General features: G+C 54.5%; 19 protein-coding genes. All 19 read right to left on the reverse strand.

Translation table 11 applies throughout. The annotated features are described in order from the left end of the window. Positions 1–10 precede the first annotated feature (10 nt). The 19 genes from G5168_RS15420 to G5168_RS15510 all read right to left on the reverse strand — a co-directional run bounded on the left by G5168_RS15420 (position 11) and on the right by G5168_RS15510 (position 16,154). The gene (locus G5168_RS15420; RefSeq protein ID WP_227341077.1) at positions 11–541 is read right to left on the reverse strand and encodes a DsbE family thiol:disulfide interchange protein; all 531 of its coding nucleotides are present in this window, start codon (positions 539–541) and stop codon (positions 11–13) included. Further along, the gene (locus G5168_RS15425; RefSeq protein WP_216951794.1) at positions 538–2,493 is read right to left on the reverse strand and encodes a heme lyase CcmF/NrfE family subunit; all 1,956 of its coding nucleotides are present in this window, start codon (positions 2,491–2,493) and stop codon (positions 538–540) included. The genes G5168_RS15420 and G5168_RS15425 overlap by 4 nt, the downstream gene beginning before the upstream one ends. After that, positions 2,490–2,981 carry a cytochrome c maturation protein CcmE gene (gene ccmE / locus G5168_RS15430; RefSeq protein WP_005344003.1) on the reverse strand — a complete coding sequence of 164 codons (492 nt, stop codon included), beginning with the start codon at positions 2,979–2,981 and terminating at the stop codon, positions 2,490–2,492. The genes G5168_RS15425 and ccmE overlap by 4 nt, the downstream gene beginning before the upstream one ends. After that, on the reverse strand, positions 2,978–3,184 hold the full coding sequence (gene ccmD / locus G5168_RS15435; protein WP_216951795.1) for a heme exporter protein CcmD: 207 nt from the start codon (positions 3,182–3,184) through the stop codon (positions 2,978–2,980). The genes ccmE and ccmD overlap by 4 nt, the downstream gene beginning before the upstream one ends. Positions 3,185–3,186: 2 nt before the next feature. Continuing rightward, a complete protein-coding gene (locus tag G5168_RS15440) occupies positions 3,187–3,927 on the reverse strand; it encodes a heme ABC transporter permease (protein ID WP_216951796.1) in 741 nt (246 codons plus the stop codon). Between the two features lie 171 nt (positions 3,928–4,098). Then, positions 4,099–4,767: a heme exporter protein CcmB gene (ccmB, locus tag G5168_RS15445; protein WP_216951797.1), complete on the reverse strand. Its 669-nt coding sequence runs from the start codon at positions 4,765–4,767 to the stop codon at positions 4,099–4,101. A gap of 5 nt (positions 4,768–4,772) precedes the next feature. After that, complete coding sequence (ccmA, locus tag G5168_RS15450; RefSeq protein ID WP_216951798.1) at positions 4,773–5,408, reverse strand: cytochrome c biogenesis heme-transporting ATPase CcmA; 636 nt, start codon at positions 5,406–5,408, stop codon at positions 4,773–4,775. Between the two features lie 293 nt (positions 5,409–5,701). Beyond that, the gene (locus tag G5168_RS15455) at positions 5,702–6,079 is read right to left on the reverse strand and encodes a DUF2802 domain-containing protein (RefSeq protein WP_005334692.1); all 378 of its coding nucleotides are present in this window, start codon (positions 6,077–6,079) and stop codon (positions 5,702–5,704) included. Positions 6,080–6,107: 28 nt separating this feature from the next. After that, a complete protein-coding gene (locus tag G5168_RS15460; RefSeq protein ID WP_005343991.1) occupies positions 6,108–6,596 on the reverse strand; it encodes a chemotaxis protein CheW in 489 nt (162 codons plus the stop codon). A gap of 69 nt (positions 6,597–6,665) precedes the next feature. Continuing rightward, the gene (locus G5168_RS15465) at positions 6,666–7,538 is read right to left on the reverse strand and encodes a chemotaxis protein CheW (RefSeq protein WP_421172547.1); all 873 of its coding nucleotides are present in this window, start codon (positions 7,536–7,538) and stop codon (positions 6,666–6,668) included. Then, entirely contained in the window at positions 7,535–8,329 is a 795-nt protein-coding gene (locus G5168_RS15470; protein WP_266134059.1) for a ParA family protein, read from the reverse strand. The genes G5168_RS15465 and G5168_RS15470 overlap by 4 nt, the downstream gene beginning before the upstream one ends. 4 nt (positions 8,330–8,333) lie before the next feature. Beyond that, positions 8,334–9,254: a flagellar motor protein MotB gene (locus G5168_RS15475; protein ID WP_421172546.1), complete on the reverse strand. Its 921-nt coding sequence runs from the start codon at positions 9,252–9,254 to the stop codon at positions 8,334–8,336. 2 nt (positions 9,255–9,256) lie between these two features. Further along, positions 9,257–9,994, reverse strand: a complete 738-nt coding sequence (locus tag G5168_RS15480) for a flagellar motor protein (RefSeq protein WP_227341082.1) — start codon at positions 9,992–9,994, stop codon at positions 9,257–9,259. A 2-nt stretch (positions 9,995–9,996) separates the two neighbouring features. Continuing rightward, on the reverse strand, positions 9,997–11,106 hold the full coding sequence (locus G5168_RS15485; protein ID WP_266134061.1) for a protein-glutamate methylesterase/protein-glutamine glutaminase: 1,110 nt from the start codon (positions 11,104–11,106) through the stop codon (positions 9,997–9,999). Between the two features lie 32 nt (positions 11,107–11,138). Continuing rightward, the gene (locus tag G5168_RS15490; protein ID WP_421252432.1) at positions 11,139–13,340 is read right to left on the reverse strand and encodes a chemotaxis protein CheA; all 2,202 of its coding nucleotides are present in this window, start codon (positions 13,338–13,340) and stop codon (positions 11,139–11,141) included. Positions 13,341–13,351: 11 nt separating this feature from the next. Beyond that, the gene (locus G5168_RS15495) at positions 13,352–14,092 is read right to left on the reverse strand and encodes a protein phosphatase CheZ (RefSeq protein WP_216951803.1); all 741 of its coding nucleotides are present in this window, start codon (positions 14,090–14,092) and stop codon (positions 13,352–13,354) included. A 12-nt stretch (positions 14,093–14,104) separates the two neighbouring features. Then, the gene (gene cheY, locus G5168_RS15500; RefSeq protein WP_041234108.1) at positions 14,105–14,488 is read right to left on the reverse strand and encodes a chemotaxis response regulator CheY; all 384 of its coding nucleotides are present in this window, start codon (positions 14,486–14,488) and stop codon (positions 14,105–14,107) included. A 111-nt stretch (positions 14,489–14,599) separates the two neighbouring features. Beyond that, the gene (locus G5168_RS15505) at positions 14,600–15,319 is read right to left on the reverse strand and encodes an RNA polymerase sigma factor FliA (protein ID WP_216951804.1); all 720 of its coding nucleotides are present in this window, start codon (positions 15,317–15,319) and stop codon (positions 14,600–14,602) included. After that, entirely contained in the window at positions 15,312–16,154 is an 843-nt protein-coding gene (locus G5168_RS15510; RefSeq protein WP_408082997.1) for a MinD/ParA family protein, read from the reverse strand. Before G5168_RS15510 ends, G5168_RS15505 begins: the two co-directional genes overlap by 8 nt. Positions 16,155–16,174 lie beyond the last annotated feature (20 nt).

A 16,174-nucleotide genomic window follows, 5' to 3' on the forward strand; every position in this document is an offset into this window, starting at 1 on the left:
AGCACGCCCCTCACTTCATGGCATCAAAGATGGGTTTGAGGGTCGACACCCAGTTCTCGGGATTGATATCCCCCACGTGGCGATAACGGATGATCCCCTTGCTGTCGATAAAGAAGGTCTCCGGCGCGCCGTACACCCCAAGATCCAGTCCCAGCATGCCGTCCGGATCATAGAGATTGACCAGATAGGGGTTGCCCAGCTCCGCCAGCCATTTGATCGCCTTGTCGCGCTCATCCTTGTAGTTCATGCCGATGATGGGAATGCCCTGCCCTGCCAACTGTTTGAGGTAGGTGTGCTCGCCGTAGCAGGTCGGGCACCAGGTGGCCCAGACGTTGAGCAGCATGGGGCGACCGGTCAGGATACTGCGATCGTGCTGTTTGTTCAGATCGTAAATGTCCTGCAGGGTAAACACCGGTACCTCCTTGCCCACCATCACGGATTCGAGCTTGGTGGGATCGGAGTAGAGCCCCTTGAACAGGAACACAGCCCCCAGCAAAAAAACGATAAAGGGAATTAAAAACAACCAGACCTTTTTGTTCATGCCTTGGCTTCCTCCTCACGACGGCCGAAACGGTAACGCTTGTCGAGCATCGCCAGCACGCCACCGATAGCCATAAAGACGCCGCCGAACCAGATCCAGCGCACGAACGGCTTGTAGTAGATCCTCACTGCCCAGGCATTGTTGTCTAGCTGCTCGCCAAGGGCCGCATAAAGATCTCGCGTGAAACCGGCATCGATGGCCGCTTCGGTCATCGGCATCCGGGTCACTGTGTACATCCGCTTCTCGGGCTTGAGCAGGGCGACCTGCTTGCCATTTTTGTGCACTTCCAGCACGCCCTTGAAGCCATCGTAGTTGGGGCCGTTCTTCTCTTTGATCCCGGCAAAAACGAACTCGTAATCGGCAAAGTGCACCCGATCACCCGCCTGCATCCGCAGATCCTTCTCGATGCTGTAGTTCTGGGTGCAGGCGATACCTATGATGCTGACTGCCAGCCCCACATGGCCAAGGATCATAGCCCAGTGACTGTTGCCAAGCTTGCGCACACCGACCGCAAAGCTGTGCTTGTGGGTCGCGCGCACCCAGGTCTCCTGCAGGCTGGTAACGATGACCCAGGCCCCCAGACCAATCCCCACCGCAGCCCACGGCTTGAAGGTTTCGGCAAAGATCAGCGGCAACAGCAGGGCTGCTGCCAGGCTCAGCACCAGCGCAAGAATCACCTTGCCCTTGAGCTCGCCAAGCTCCTGGCGGCGCCAGCGAAACAGCGGACCAACCCCCAGCAGCAGGGCAAACGGAATGATCAGCCAACTGTAGATATGGTTGAAGAAGGGAGTACCGATAGAGATGCTCCCCAGCCCCAGCTCCTTGTGCACCAGCGGCAGCAAGGTGCCAAGCAGCACAGTCAGCAGGCCAGCCACCAGCATGATGTTGTTACAAAGCAGCAGGGTTTCGCGACTCCACAGCTCATGCTTGCCGTGGCTTTTCACCTGCGAACCTTTAAAGGCAAACAGCAGCAAGGATGAACCGATCACCGCCAGCAGGAAGCCGAGAATAAACAGGCCGCGGGTCGGGTCGGAGGCAAACGCATGCACCGACACCAGCACGCCGGAGCGCACTAGGAAGGTACCGAGCAGGCTCAGCGAGAAGGCCGAAAGGGCCAGCAGCACGGTCCACGCCTTGAAGGTGGCGCGCTTCTCGCTCACCGCCAGCGAATGCAGCAGAGCGGTACCCGCCAACCAGGGCATGAAGGAGGCATTTTCTACCGGATCCCAGAACCACCAGCCGCCCCAACCGAGCTCGTAGTAGGCCCACCAGGAGCCCAGCACTATGCCGAGGGTCAGGAATACCCAGGCCGCCATGGTCCAGGGGCGCGACCAGCGGGCCCAGGTTGCATCAAGACGACCGGTCATCAATGAGGCTATGGCGAAGGCAAATGCCACCGAGAATCCTACATAACCCATGTAGAGCATCGGCGGATGGAAGATGAGACCCGGATCCTGCAGCAGCGGATTGAGGTCACGGCCATCGACCGGAAAATAGGGCAAGGTGCGGGTGAAGGGATCAGAGGTGAACAGCACGAAGGCGGTGAAACCGACCGAGATCAGCCCCAACACGCCGAGCACCCGCGCCACCGCATCGAGCGGCAGACGGCGGCTGAACATGGCTACCGCCGCAGTCCAGCCACCTAGGGTCAGTACCCACAGCAGCAGGGAACCTTCGTGGGCCCCCCACACCGCCGAGATACGATAGGCGAGCGGCAGCAAGCTGTTGGAGTTAGTGGCCACATACTGCACGGTAAAGTCGTTATCGATAAAGGCCCAGGTCAGGCAGAGAAACGACAGCAGCAGCAACAAAAACTGGGCATAGGCGAGCGGACGAGCCGCCGACATCATGCCAAGACGCCCCCGACTTGCGCCAAGCAGCGGATAGCTACCCAGCAACAGGGAGGTGGCAAAGGCCAGGATCAGCGCAAACTGTCCTAATTCCGGGATCATGGCTTATTCCCCTTCAACTGCGCATCGGTGTATTCAGGTTTGAAGTGCATGCCACTGGTGGCATCGGCCACTTCTGGCGGCATGTAGTTTTCATCGTGTTTGGCCAGTACCTCGAACGCTTCGACCGTGGTGGCATCCTTGAGAGTTCCTTGCGCCACAATCCCCTGCCCCTCGCGGAACAGATCCGGCAGGATGCCATCAAATTGCACCATCACCTGATGACCACCATTGTCGATCAGGTTGAAGCTAACCTTGAGGCTGTTCGGATCGCGCTTGACAGTGCCGGGGACCACCAGACCACCAATGCGCAGGCGCTGCCCCTCTTCCGGTTTGATCTTGTCCGGCCCCTTCCCTTCCACCAGCTCGCTCGGGGTATAGAAGAGGTCGATATTCTGACTGAGGGCGTAAAGCACCAGGCCGCTCACGGTGGCGAGGCCCAGGGTGATGGCCAGAATGATGGTGAGGCGTTTTTTGCGTCTCGGGTTCATAGGGTGTTCTCCATCTGCCGGGCCGCCTTGCGACGGCTCTCGCGTGCCTGCTTGCTGCGTAACTCATTAAACAGACGACGGGTTTTCATGCGGGTAGAAATGATGATACCGACCAGACAGAGCAGGGTCAGACCGAAGGAGAGCCAGACGTAGAAGGCGTAACCGCCCATCGCCAAAAAGTCACTGAATGAGGCAAAGTGCATGCTTACTTCTCCTGTTCGGCAATCTCTTGAACCCAGGGACGATGCCACTCCCGCATCAAGAGCTCGTTTCGAAAACGCATCAGGGTAAGGGCCCCGAGAAAGGCAACAAACGCCAAGATCATGATGAGCAGTGGCCAAAGCATCTCGGGAGAGATGGAGGGTTTGTCAAACTTGGTGATAGTGGCCCCCTGGTGCAAGGTGTTCCACCACTCCACCGAGTAGTGAATGATGGGGAGGTTGATCACCCCCACCAGTGCCAGAATGCCGGCAGCACGGCCAGCAACCACCTTGTCACTGAAGGCGTTGTAGAGGGCAATCACGCCGAGATAGAGAAACAGCAGGATCAGCTCAGAGGTGAGCCGTGCATCCCACACCCACCAGGTTCCCCACATGGGCTTGCCCCAGGCGGCACCGGTAAACAGTGCAATAAAAGTGAACACAGCGCCGACAGGTGCGATAGCCGCCACCGTCATGTCCGCCATCCGCAGTTGCCATACCAGCCCGATAAAGGCGGCAACTGCCATGGTGGAGTAGGCCCCCATCGAAAGAATGGCGGAAGGAACATGGATATAGATGATCCGGAAGGAGTCACCCTGCTGATAATCGGCGGGTGCAAAAGCCAGTCCCCAGACAGTGCCGATGATGAACGATAGCAGACTTATCACAGCAAACCAGGGCAACAGGGTCCCAGCCAGCCGATAGGCCCGTTCGGGTTTAGCGTAAGGGTGCAACCATTTCCACATAACTCACAAACCTTTTTGTTATTAATTGTTTGGCGAGGCCTAACATACTGACCTCGGGGTAACATCAAATACCTCGAAAGCAATAAGCGGCAATCCGCTTGATCCATCGCAACTTTATTTCTGGAAAAGAATGCCCCATGCGAAACCATGTTGCGTTCTACCAATAGATCATCAGTTAAGACTGACCCTCAATGCGGCCGAAACGGCCAACGGCGTCAGCGTCAGGGCACCAACCAGCATGGCGGCCAGAATGGCAAGCTGTCCGCCATAGGGCAAGCCCATCCCCGCCGCATCAATTGCAGAGGTGGCAAAAATCAGTACCGGAATATAGAGCGGCAGGATAAGCAGACTGAGCAGCACTCCGCCCTTGCGCAACCCGACCGTCAGGGCAACCCCGACTGCACCGAGCAGGCTCAGCACCGGTGTGCCGAGTGCCAGAGTGGCGACTACCGCCAGATAACTGTTCATATCCAGCGATAGCAAAATTGCCAGCAAGGGCGAAATCAGCAGCAGCGGCAATCCAGTCAGTAACCAGTGAGCAATCACTTTGGCCAGCGCCAGCAACCCGAGTGAATGGGGCATCAACATGATCTGCTCCAACGAACCGTCGCCAAAGTCGTCGCGAAACAGTCGCTCCAGCGACAGCATGGCCGCCAGCAAGGCTGCCACCCAGATGATGCCGGGAGCAATGCGAGCCAACAACTTGGGCTCAGGGCCGATACCGAGTGGGAACAGGGTGATGACAATAAGGAAAAACCAGAGCGGGTTAAGAATATCTGCACGCTGGCGCAGGGCCATCAATAACTCGCGGTGGATCAAATACATGACGGCACGCAACATCGAAACTACTCCTGCAGCAAGGGCGTAAGCGAGAGTGTTTTCAGTCGACCCTGCATCAGCGTCATATCCTGATGAGTGGTGAGGATCACCATCCCCCCCCGCTCGGCATGAGCCAGAAACAACCTCTCCAGCACCTTGACCCCCTGCTTATCAATGGCGGTAAAAGGCTCATCCAAGATCCAGAGAGCCGGTTTGTCACTGAGCCAGAGCCTGGCCAGAGCCACCCGACGCTGTTGACCTGCCGAGAGCTGTCCGGTCGGGTTCTCTTCAAAACCGGCCAACCCAACCTGGGCAAGCACCTGCCACAAATCCACTGTCTGCCGGGATACATGATGCAGCTTCTGGTAAAAGGCGAGATTTTCGAGCGGAGTCAAGGCAGCTTTGACCCCGGGCTGATGACCGAGATAGAGCAGATTGGCATGGTACTCATCACGGCAATGGCGAATATTTTCACCATTCCAGCACACTTCACCGGAAAACGGCTGAGACAGGCCAGTCAGCAGACGCAGCAGGCTGGTCTTGCCAACCCCGTTGGGACCTTCAATTTGCACCAGATCACCGGGAACTACCGCAAAGGAGAGATGTTCAAACAGAGTGCGATCTTCACGCACGCAGCTCAGATTGTTAACTTGAAGCAGCATGGAGATTTTTTCAGAGAAAATGAAGCGGCTTGCATCTTAACACAGTATTGGAATACGTCTTTTCCAAGATGCCCTTCATCCACTGTTTTTGTGGAGAAGATCGCGCACAAGGAAAAATAGGCGTGGAAAATGATGACAATCAAAGGCATCCAAATAGATCAAACTGGAAACCTCATAACAAACCAGTATTAGCAAATAACTATTCTTCTCGATCACTGTACATGGCGCTCCATGAAAGAGCGCCATACATGCAACAGAAAAAATTCAGGAAGGCAAGTTGCCTTCCTGAATCATCAAGAGCGGCCTTTTCGCAACGATATCAAGAGCTCGGCTTCTGCCTTTGGCAACTCACACTCACTCATGACCTCATCAAGGTCGGCGCCCAGTTCGACCATCTTGGCCGCTCGACTGTAAAGCCGTCGCTCGGGATCCTGCATGGTCAATTCTTGCTGGCGTTCATTGACCTGCTGCATCGCCCCTTCTACCGACTGTAACCGCTGTCCCATGCCGATGGCGCCGGTATGAAGCTCCATCATCTGCTTGCGCAAGCTTTCCAACTGACCTTGCAGCGTAGCCACACTAGCCTCGGACTCCTGCTTGCTACGCTTGCTCTTGAACCAGATATAAGAGGCAAACGCCAAGGCAATCAGGGACATCCCCAAGGCAACCATCTCGATTATCAAAACATCACCTTACTTATCAGAGGGAACCGATATCTTCCCACTCTTCATCGGAGAGCAGCTTGTTCAAGTCAACCAGGATCAGCAGTTGCCCATCGCGGTTGCTCACCCCCTGAATAAACTTGGCGCTCTCTTCGGTACCTACAGCTGGAGCAGCATCGATTTCGGAAGATTTCAGATATACCACTTCTGCCACGCTGTCGACCATGATGCCAATCACCTGCTTCTCGGCCTCGATGATAACAATACGGGAATTTTCGCTCACATCACCGGAAGGCAGACCGAAACGGGAACGGGTATCGATGACAGTCACCACATTGCCACGCAGGTTGATGATCCCCAGTACGTACTCAGGCGCCCCCGGCACCGGTGCAATTTCGGTGTAGCGCAACACCTCCTGAACCTGCATCACATTGATGCCGTAGGTTTCGTTTTCCAGCTGGAAGGTTACCCATTGCAGCACTTCATCTTCGGCCAGATTCTGTGCGATATTGCGCTTTTCTGTCATGTTTTTATTCCTTTTATGAAAACGTCTACTGCTAAAACTAGCAATAAAACAGCTCGATTGCAGAAGTTATCAGCGACCTTCTATGTTAACCCCACGCTCCAGCAACAAGAGCAGTTCACGAACGTGTAACAGGGCACACATTTTTTCTTTGACCATGCCCGCCAACCAAGGGCGCTTGCCCTCCTGATGGCGCCATTTAACCTGGTCACGGTGTAACAATTCAGTCCCTTTGAGATGATGACAAGCCAGCCCCCAAGGGGATTCACCCAGCATAATCAGATACTTGTAATCATCCATCTCGAGATGCTGACCCGGCATGACCCACTGGGCGGTATCGACCACATTCATCTTCTGCTCGCGGGAGGTCATGATCCCCTTGTACCAGCCCGGCTGGCCAAACAGGGAGGTGATCTCGCCCAGCTGGTGAATACCACCAAGCTCGGTCAACGGCACCGCAAACGTCACGCCCGCGACTTCAAAAAAGAGGGCCTGAAACTCTTTACCGGTATCGATATTCTCCCAAGTGACAGGTTCAGTTGCTTCTACCGGAGCAACCTCCAACGCAGTTTCAGTCAAGATGGTGGTGTGGGGCTCTGCAACTTCGGGCAGCAGCACCTCCTCAGGCCATTCAGGCTCAACCGGCAACAATGACTCCTCGGCCACAATCTCCAATGGGGCCGTCAGTGTCACCTCCTGAGTGAAGGCATCATTTTCAAACTGAACTTGTCCCACCTGAGCCAATAGCTCACCGAGCTGGGCAAGCCGTGGATCGCTTTCCAAATAAGGTGCAGCGACCACCTCGGGGACACTCTGGGGCTGATGTTGCAACTGTAAAACAGGGGCGGATTGAACGTCTTCCACCTCATCCATGACCAGCGGCTCATCGAGCAGCAGGGAGTGGAAATAGTCATCCATTGCCCGTACTTGAATGGTATCTCTCATGCCGTCACCTCATGAACCCGTTGCCGTTCAAGGGCATCAAGATGGTTGAGCAGCGTCTCATAGGCATAGGTACCACGACTCCCGGGGGAATAAATGGATGGAGGGATGTGCAACAAGCTGGCATCCCGAAACTTGGTATCAATAGGGATCACCGCATTCCACACCGATTCACCATATTGATCCTTGATCGATTTCAAGGTCATCAGTGAGGCCCGGGTACGCTTGTCGAACATAGTCGGGATCACGGTATAACGGAACTTGTCACGCTTGGAACGCTGCATGATCTCGAATGTCTTCATCATCCGCTCCAACCCTTTGAGAGCGAGAAACTCGGTCTGAACCGGCACAAGAATACGATCGCAGGCAGCCAGCGCATTGACCATCATCACCCCAAGCACAGGCGGGCAGTCGATCAGCACATAATCATATTGATCCTGAATGCGCAGCAGCGCCCGCTTCAGCACCAGCCCCATTCCCTCACGATTTCCCATTACCCGATCAAGAGTCGCCAGGGTAATAGATGCGGGTAGTAAATTGATATTCTCGAACTTGGTCTTGAGCGTCAGTTTATTGACAAGCTCGGCTGTCGGTTTGACAGCTTGAAACAACTCATAGAGGGTTCCATCCAGACGATCTGAATCAAAATCAAGATATGCAGTCAGCGAGGCGTGAGGGTCGGTGTCAATCAACAGCACTCGCTGACCACGCTGGGCCAGGATCCCGGCAAGCGAGACCACTGTGGTGGTTTTACCCACACCACCTTTCTGGTTGGCAACCGTCCAAACAATCACTGTATCAATCCTGCCTTGTTGTTATACGTATGCCGCCACCGGGCAAAGAGATAACCTTTATCTCTCCAGCATCCACCGCCTGCTGCACCGCAGGAACCGGCTCGGCAACCACCGGGGGCTTTACCGACACAGGAGCTGGCGGCACCCAGGCGAATTTGGAGATTGCGACCACGACCTTGCGATTTTGCAGCCGGCCTTGCTCGGTGCTGTTATCGGCAAAAGGGGAAAACTCGCCATATGCCTCAAATGCCAGACGCTGGGGTGCGATGCCATCAGCAATCAAGCCATTGAGCACCGCTTCGGCCCTCGCAGCAGAAAGCGCCCAATTAGAACGATAAATTTCATTATTTATCTGTTGGTTATCTGTATATCCCCGAACCCTTACATAGTTATCGACCGGTTTGAGAATACTTGAAAGAGTATTGATTACCGGTGCAGCATTCGGTCCCATAAAGGCGCTACCACTGCCAAACAGCAGACCTGAACTGAGTTCCACAGTCAGCCAGTTCTCGTCTTGCGTCATTTTGACTATCCCGGCATCCACCAGTGACCCCATGCTCTCTTGCAACTGCATATCAAGTTTGGCAAGTGTCGTGCCATCTTGCAGCACAGGGACACCAGAAATGGGGGCAAGTGAAGGAGAGGGGGACGTTGCGCTTTCCAGCAACGAGGGGGAGGCAGAAACAGCATTCTCCAACAGTGAATTGCCCTGCCCCTCCAGCAGACCATCACTGCGAGACTGCATGACACTGAACGCCTGACTCATGCCATCTATCACCGCACGATATTTGTCCTTGTTCACCAGCGCAACAGAGTAGAGCACCACAAACAGAGCAAATATCAGCGTCATGTAATCGGCATAGGAGACCAGCCAGCGGTCAAGGTGTTCACGCCCCTGCAAGTGCAAACGATAGCGCTTGCGCATGGCTACTCTCCTTTCAAATAGGCCCTGAGCCGACGTTCAACCTGTAAACCATTCTCACCATGGGCAATGGCTAACAGCCCTTCCAGGGTCATCTCCTGAAACAGTGCATAGTGATAGTGAAACGCTCGCAACCGGTTGGCTATCGGTAGATAGATCAGGTTGGCAAACCCGACACCATAGATGGTTGCCACAAATGCCACTGCGATGCCAGCCCCCAGAGCAGATGGCTCTTCAAGATGAAACATGGCCTGGATAAGGCCCAAGACAGCGCCGATAATCCCGATAGTCGGACTATATCCCCCCATGGCTTCGAACACCCGGGCCGCATGTTCATTACGCTCCTGCTCGATATCGATATCGGCTTCGAGCAACATGCGAATATCCTCCGTGGAGACACCATCGACAATCATGTTCAACCCTTGGCGGGTAAAATGGTCCTCCTCCTGCTCAGCCTGATTTTCGAGGGCCAGCAGCCCCTGCTGGCGTGCAAAGGCAGCCCAGGATTGTAGCCGTTCAGCCTGGGCAGAGAGATCCTGCCGTGGCGGATTGAAAATCCATAGACACTGGCGCAATGCCAGCAAAACAAACTTGGCAGGGGTCTGCAATGTAACGGCACCAACTGTACCGCCAAGAACAATGAGAAAAGCAGGCCCGTCCAACAACGTCAACAGGGAGCCACCATGCCACAGCTGGGCAATAGCAATAGCCCCCAGTGCGAGGAGCAGACCGAGCAAGCCCATGATTAGCGCCCCAACTCAACCAGAATACGCTGGGCCACCTTGTCCAGAGGAAGTGATTCACTGGCAATACCTGCCTTTGCAACCGCTTGAGGCATGCCATATACCACGCAGGAAGCCTCATCCTGAGCCCAGATTGTAGAGCCCTGCTCTTTCAGCAGTCTGGCACCATCACGGCCATCAGCCCCCATACCGGTTAGCACAATCGCCAATACCTTGTCGGCATAGGTCTTGGCCGCAGAGGCAAAGGTAATGTCCACGCAAGGCTTGTAATTTACCTTGTCGTTGCCATCAACGATGCGAATACGGGCGCCTGCACCACGACCCTCCAACAGCATCTGCTTGCCACCGGGAGCCAGGTAGGCATGGCCCGGTTTGAGGACGTCTCCATCCTCGGCCTCCTTGACACCTATCTGGCATAATCCGTTCAGACGGGCAGCAAAAGCTGCGGTGAAGGTGGCTGGCATATGCTGGATAAGCAAGATTGGGTGAGGAAAATCCCCCGGCAACTTGGTCAGCACATTTTGCAAGGCTACCGGGCCGCCGGTAGAAGTCCCGATCGCCACCAACTGATAACTCTTGCCACTTCGCTTGAATGAGGCACTTGGTACAGTGCGTTGCAGCTCAGACTGACGCTCAGGAGCTCTGGCGGCTGTGCTACCTAGCGGACGAACCGGTTCAGATGCTTTGGGGCGAGCAGCGGATGTCATCAGGAAGCGCTTGCGGGAAATCTCCTTCACCCGTTGTTGCAACAGTCTGACCGCCTCGTCCTTGTCTCTGGCAATGTCTTCAAATTTTTTGGGCAAGAAGTCAAGAGCACCGGCGTCCAGTGCATCCAGCGTTGCCTTGGCGCCTTCATGTGTCAGTGAGGAGAACATCAGAATGGGAGTTGGGCACTTGGCCATTATCTCCCGCACTGCACTGATACCATCCATCACGGGCATCTCGATGTCCATGGTGATCACATCAGGGCGCAGCGACATGGCCTTGTCCACCGCCTCACGTCCATTCTGGGCCGTATCAATCACCGTCAGCATGGGATCCTGATTGATGATCTCGCTCACCCGACGGCGAAAGAAGCTCGAATCGTCGACAACTAATACCTTGACTGCCATTGTTGTTTTTCTAACTCCTTGGGCCTGAGCGATTAATGTCTACGCGCATATGCTTTGAGCAGACTCGGCACATCCAGAATAAGGGCAATTCCACCATCACTGGTAATGGTCGCCCCGGCCATGCCAGGGGTGCCTTGCAGCAGATTATCGAGCGGCTTGATCACCACCTCTTCTTGACCAATCAAGCTGTCGACCACAAACCCGATTTGCTGAGTGCCAATCTGCACGATCACCACATGCCCGGTATCCTGACGTGAGCGCTTGTTGGTACCACGGATCAACCACTTGTGTAGATAAAAGAGGGGAATCGCCTTATCACGCACAATGATGGTGAGCTGACCATCGACCATATTGGCCTTCTTCAGATCCAGATGGAAAATCTCGTTCACACAACCAAGGGGAAGCGCGAAGGTCTGCTCACCCACTTCAACCATCAGGGTCGGCAGAATGGCTAGCGTCAACGGAACCTTGATTTCGAGACGGGTGCCTTTACCCCAGGTAGAATCGATGTGCACTGACCCATTGAGGCTGACAATACTGGTTTTGACCACATCCATTCCGACACCACGGCCAGAGATATCGGAGATCTCGGACTTGGTCGAAAATCCGGGGGCAAAGATCAGGTTATAGGCATCGTTATCACTCATGCGCGCGGCAGTATCTGCATCCAGCACACCGCGGCTGATCGCAATAGACTTGAGTTTTTCCGGGTCCATCCCGGCGCCATCATCCTCAATGCAAAGCAGGATATGATCGCCTTGCTGGGAGGCGCTAAGGGTGATCGTCCCTTGCCGCGGCTTGCCCGCTTTCTCTCGCACATCCGGCATTTCGACCCCGTGATCGCAGGAGTTGCGAACAAGGTGAACAAGAGGATCGGCGAGCGCCTCCACCAGGTTTTTGTCGAGGTCGGTCTCTTCCCCAACCATCACCAGCTCAATCTCTTTTTTGAGGGTTCTGGCCAGATCACGCACCACGCGCGGGAAACGACCAAATACCTTCTTGATTGGCTGCATGCGGGTTTTCATCACCGCACCTTGCAGGTCAGCCGTTACCACATCCAGATTGGCAACCGCCTTTGACATCTCTTCATCATTACTGGCAATACCCAGACTCACCAGCCGGTTACGAACCAGTACCAACTCACCTACCATGTTCATAATGACATCAAGGGTCTTGGTATCCACCCGCACCGTCGTATCGCTTTGCACTGCACTGTTTTCGGCAGGAGCTGGCGTAGCCTTGGCGGCAGGCGCTGATGCCTTGGCTGCTTCGGCAGGTTTTGCGGGGTCAGCCTGTACAGGTTTGGCTACAGGTGTTGTCGGTTTGGGCGCAGTCACCGCGGCAGGCGCGGCAGGTGCGGCAGGTGCGGCAGGTGCGGCAGGTGCGGCAGGTGCCATACTACTCTGAGGACCTTGGCCACGACCATGCAATTCATCAAGCAGGCGTTCAAACTCATCATCATCGATAAGCTCGTCCACCTCTTTTTGCACCGACTTCAGAGGATTCACCTCTGGCGCCCCCATGTGCTGTCCCTGACCATGGAGTTGATCCAGCAAGGCCTCAAACTCATCATCGGTTATATCGCCAGATTCGCCAGCAACAGTCGCTCCTGCCGCACTCTTGGTTGGTGTGCCCCCCACGCCATGCAGCTCATCCAGCAGACGCTCGAATTCATCAGCTGAAATCTCGTCTATGGATCCGCCCCCGTTAACAGGAGCAGGATCGCTGGCCTGGTTTATCGGTTCAACAACCTCGGGGTCGGAGACAACCTCAACAACAGGAGTGACAGCCTCCTGCTCCATGGCAATAGCGCCACTTGTCGCGGTTCGGAGTTGCTCTTCTCCTTCAGGCTTGCACAACTCGTGGAGGTCATGGAGCAGATCATCAGACGCAGGACTTGGCGCTTCACGGTTTTGTACTTGGGCGAACATGACGTTTATGGCGTCCAGCGCTTGCAGGATCACGTCCATCAGTTCGGCAGTCACGGTTCGCTTGCCATTACGCAAGATATCAAATACGTTTTCAGCGCCGTGGCATACGTCAACCAACTCCCCCAAAGACAGGAAACCGGCACCACCTTTTACTGTATGGAAACCGCGAAAGATGGCATTTAACAGATTCTTGTCATCAGGCCGCTTTTCCAAGTCGACCAGTTGCTCAGACAACTGTTCCAATATTTCGGATGCTTCGACCAGAAAGTCTTGCAGTATGTCTTCATCAACTTCGAAGGCCATGCGTCACTCCATTAGAATCCCAAGCTAGACAGCAGATCGTCCACATCATCCTGACCATTGACTACATCGGCACGCGCCTCTGGATTCATGATTGGGCCTTCGGCTTCAATCCCATTCACAGGGAGAGTACGAGTTGAATGCTCAGCTGCAGCCTCACCAAACATAGTCAGCATTTCTATTAATTTTGTTTCAACTTCCTGAACCAGTTTTATGACCTTGCGGATCATCTGGCCTGTCAAATCCTGAAAGTCTTGTGCCATCAGAATTTCTGTCAGCAGTTGTCGTAACTTATCGGCATCTGACTCAGAAGCCTTAATGAAATCATCAAGTTGATGGCATAAGGACTTAAACTGCCCCACGCTCATATCTCTGGACATCAGTGCATTCCAGTTGGGCATCACCAGCTGGATATTATCATTCAGGCGATCCGCTATTGGCAGACTGGCCTCTACCGCATCCATGGTGCGATTAGCAGCCTTGTCGGTCATATCTATGACGTAATTGAGGCGCTCCCTCGCATCGGGAATGTCATGGGTGGCCAAATCGGGAATTCGGGGGTCGAGACGAAATTCTTGAAGTGAGTTATGCAGTTGTCGGGTCAGCTGACCAACTTTTTCAAACAGATCGGCTGCGTTGGGGGCACATACATTGGCAAGCAGTTCATCGGCCAGCTCGAATTCACCTTGCTCCAGATGAGCAACAAGCATCCTTGCCTGGTCGAGCGAAATCATTGCTTTCGTTTTGGCCATCATCCCTGCTGCTCCTTAGCCAAGGCGTTCAAAAATTTTGTCGAGTTTTTCTTTGAGCGTTGCTGCAGTGAAAGGCTTGACGATATAACCGTTAACGCCGGCTTGCGCGGCTTCGATGATCTGCTCGCGTTTGGCTTCTGCCGTCACCATCAGTACCGGCAGATGCTTGAGCTTTTCATCGACACGAATGGCTTTCAGCAGGTCGATACCTTGCATGCCTGGCATGTTCCAGTCGGTAACCACAAACTGGAAATCACCATTTTTCAGCATCGGCAATGCTGTGTTGCCGTCATCCGCTTCATGGGTATTGTTGAACCCAAGGTCGCGAAGCAAGTTCTTGATAATCCGGCGCATCGTTGAAAAATCGTCAACAATGAGGATTTTCATGTTCTTGTCCAAAATTCCCTCCTCAATAGCCACCTCAGTGGCTCACTTACATGATGCTAAAAACGGGTTGTGTCATGCGGATTATGCCTTAGAGTTTCATCTCAGTGTAGCCAGTACAAACACTTATAGATGCCAATCTCTCAAACGAGCTCGTAGTCTGTGCATTGCCTGACTATGTATCTGACTCACGCGCGACTCACTCACATTCAAAACCTCGCCAATTTCACGTAAATTCAGCTCTTCATCGTAGTAAAGAGAGAGAACCAGGGCTTCTCTCTCCGGTAAGCGACCAATTTGCTCCGACAGTTGAATTTGAAATCGTTCTGTGGCCAGTTCATCAAACCCCGAGCCTGACGGAGCTTCATCAGGGTTACCGATCACATCCTCACTGACCCCCAGATCCTCGATACCGATGATCTTGCCACAGGAGACATCCTGCAGCATGACATGATAATCAGCGAGAGAGACCCCCATTTGCGCTGCGACTTCCGCGTCGCGAGCATCCCGTCCATTGGCTTGCTCCACATTTTCGATCGCTTCGGCAATCGCTCTGCTGTTTCGATGCACGGAACGGGGCACCCAATCACCACGCCGGATCTCATCCAGCATGGCACCACGGATACGGATCCCGGCATAGGTCTCGAAACTGGCTCCCTTGCTACCATCAAAGTTCCGTGACGCTTCGAGCAGCCCAATCATACCTGCCTGTATCAGGTCATCCAGCAAGACACTGCTTGGCAGGCGAGCCAGCAAATGCTGGGCTATCCGCTTGACCAGTGGAGCATGGCGCTCTACCAGCAGATAGGAATCCTGATGACGCAAGTACGCTTGGGCTTTATTCACGGGAACCTTCCTGTGTGGTGGCCTGAGTCTGCAACAGATTCTCCAGGAAAAACTCCAGATGACCGCCAGGCTGGTTTGGTACCGGCCAGCTAGCTGCTTTGTTGGCCAATGCGCGGAAAGCCAAAGCCGCCGGCGACTTGGGAAACGCCTCGACAATCAGTTTCTGCTTGCGCACGGCGGCACGCAGATTGGTGTCATAAGGCACGCAGGCAACCAGTTCCAGTGACGTATCGAGGAAACGATCGGTTACCCGGGTCAGCTTGGCAAAAAGCTCCTGCCCTTCACGCAGGCTGCGCACCATATTTGCCACTACCTTGAAGCGAAATACACCGTGCTCTTTGGAGAGGATCTTGATGAGGGCATAGGCATCGGTAATGGAAGTCGGCTCGTCACACACCACCACCATGATGTCCTGCGCAGCACGGGTGAAACTCAACACCATGTCCGAGATCCCCGCCGCCGTATCCACCATCAGAATATCGACCTGGGTCTTCATCTCGCTGAAGGCGCGGATCAGTCCGGCATGTTGTACCGGTGAAAGCTCGACCATGGACTGGGTCCCCGAGGTTGCAGGCACAATCATCATGCCATACGGTCCCTCAACGATAATGTCGTCGATAGTGCACTCACCTGCCAGCACGTGAGAGAGATTGCGATGAACCCGCAGCCCCAGCATGACGTCGACGTTGGCCAGACCAAGGTCAGCATCCAGCACCATTACCCGTTTGCCTTGGGCCGCCATGGCTCCGGCCACGTTCAGGGTCACGTTGGTCTTGCCCACGCCACCTTTACCACCGGAAACGGCGATCACTTTTACTCGATTGTTTTGACGCATTTTGCGCAGACCACTCGCCT

The sequence above is a fragment of the Aeromonas sp. 600724 genome (assembly GCF_049175135.1).
GTDB lineage: Bacteria > Pseudomonadota > Gammaproteobacteria > Enterobacterales > Aeromonadaceae > Aeromonas > Aeromonas veronii_A.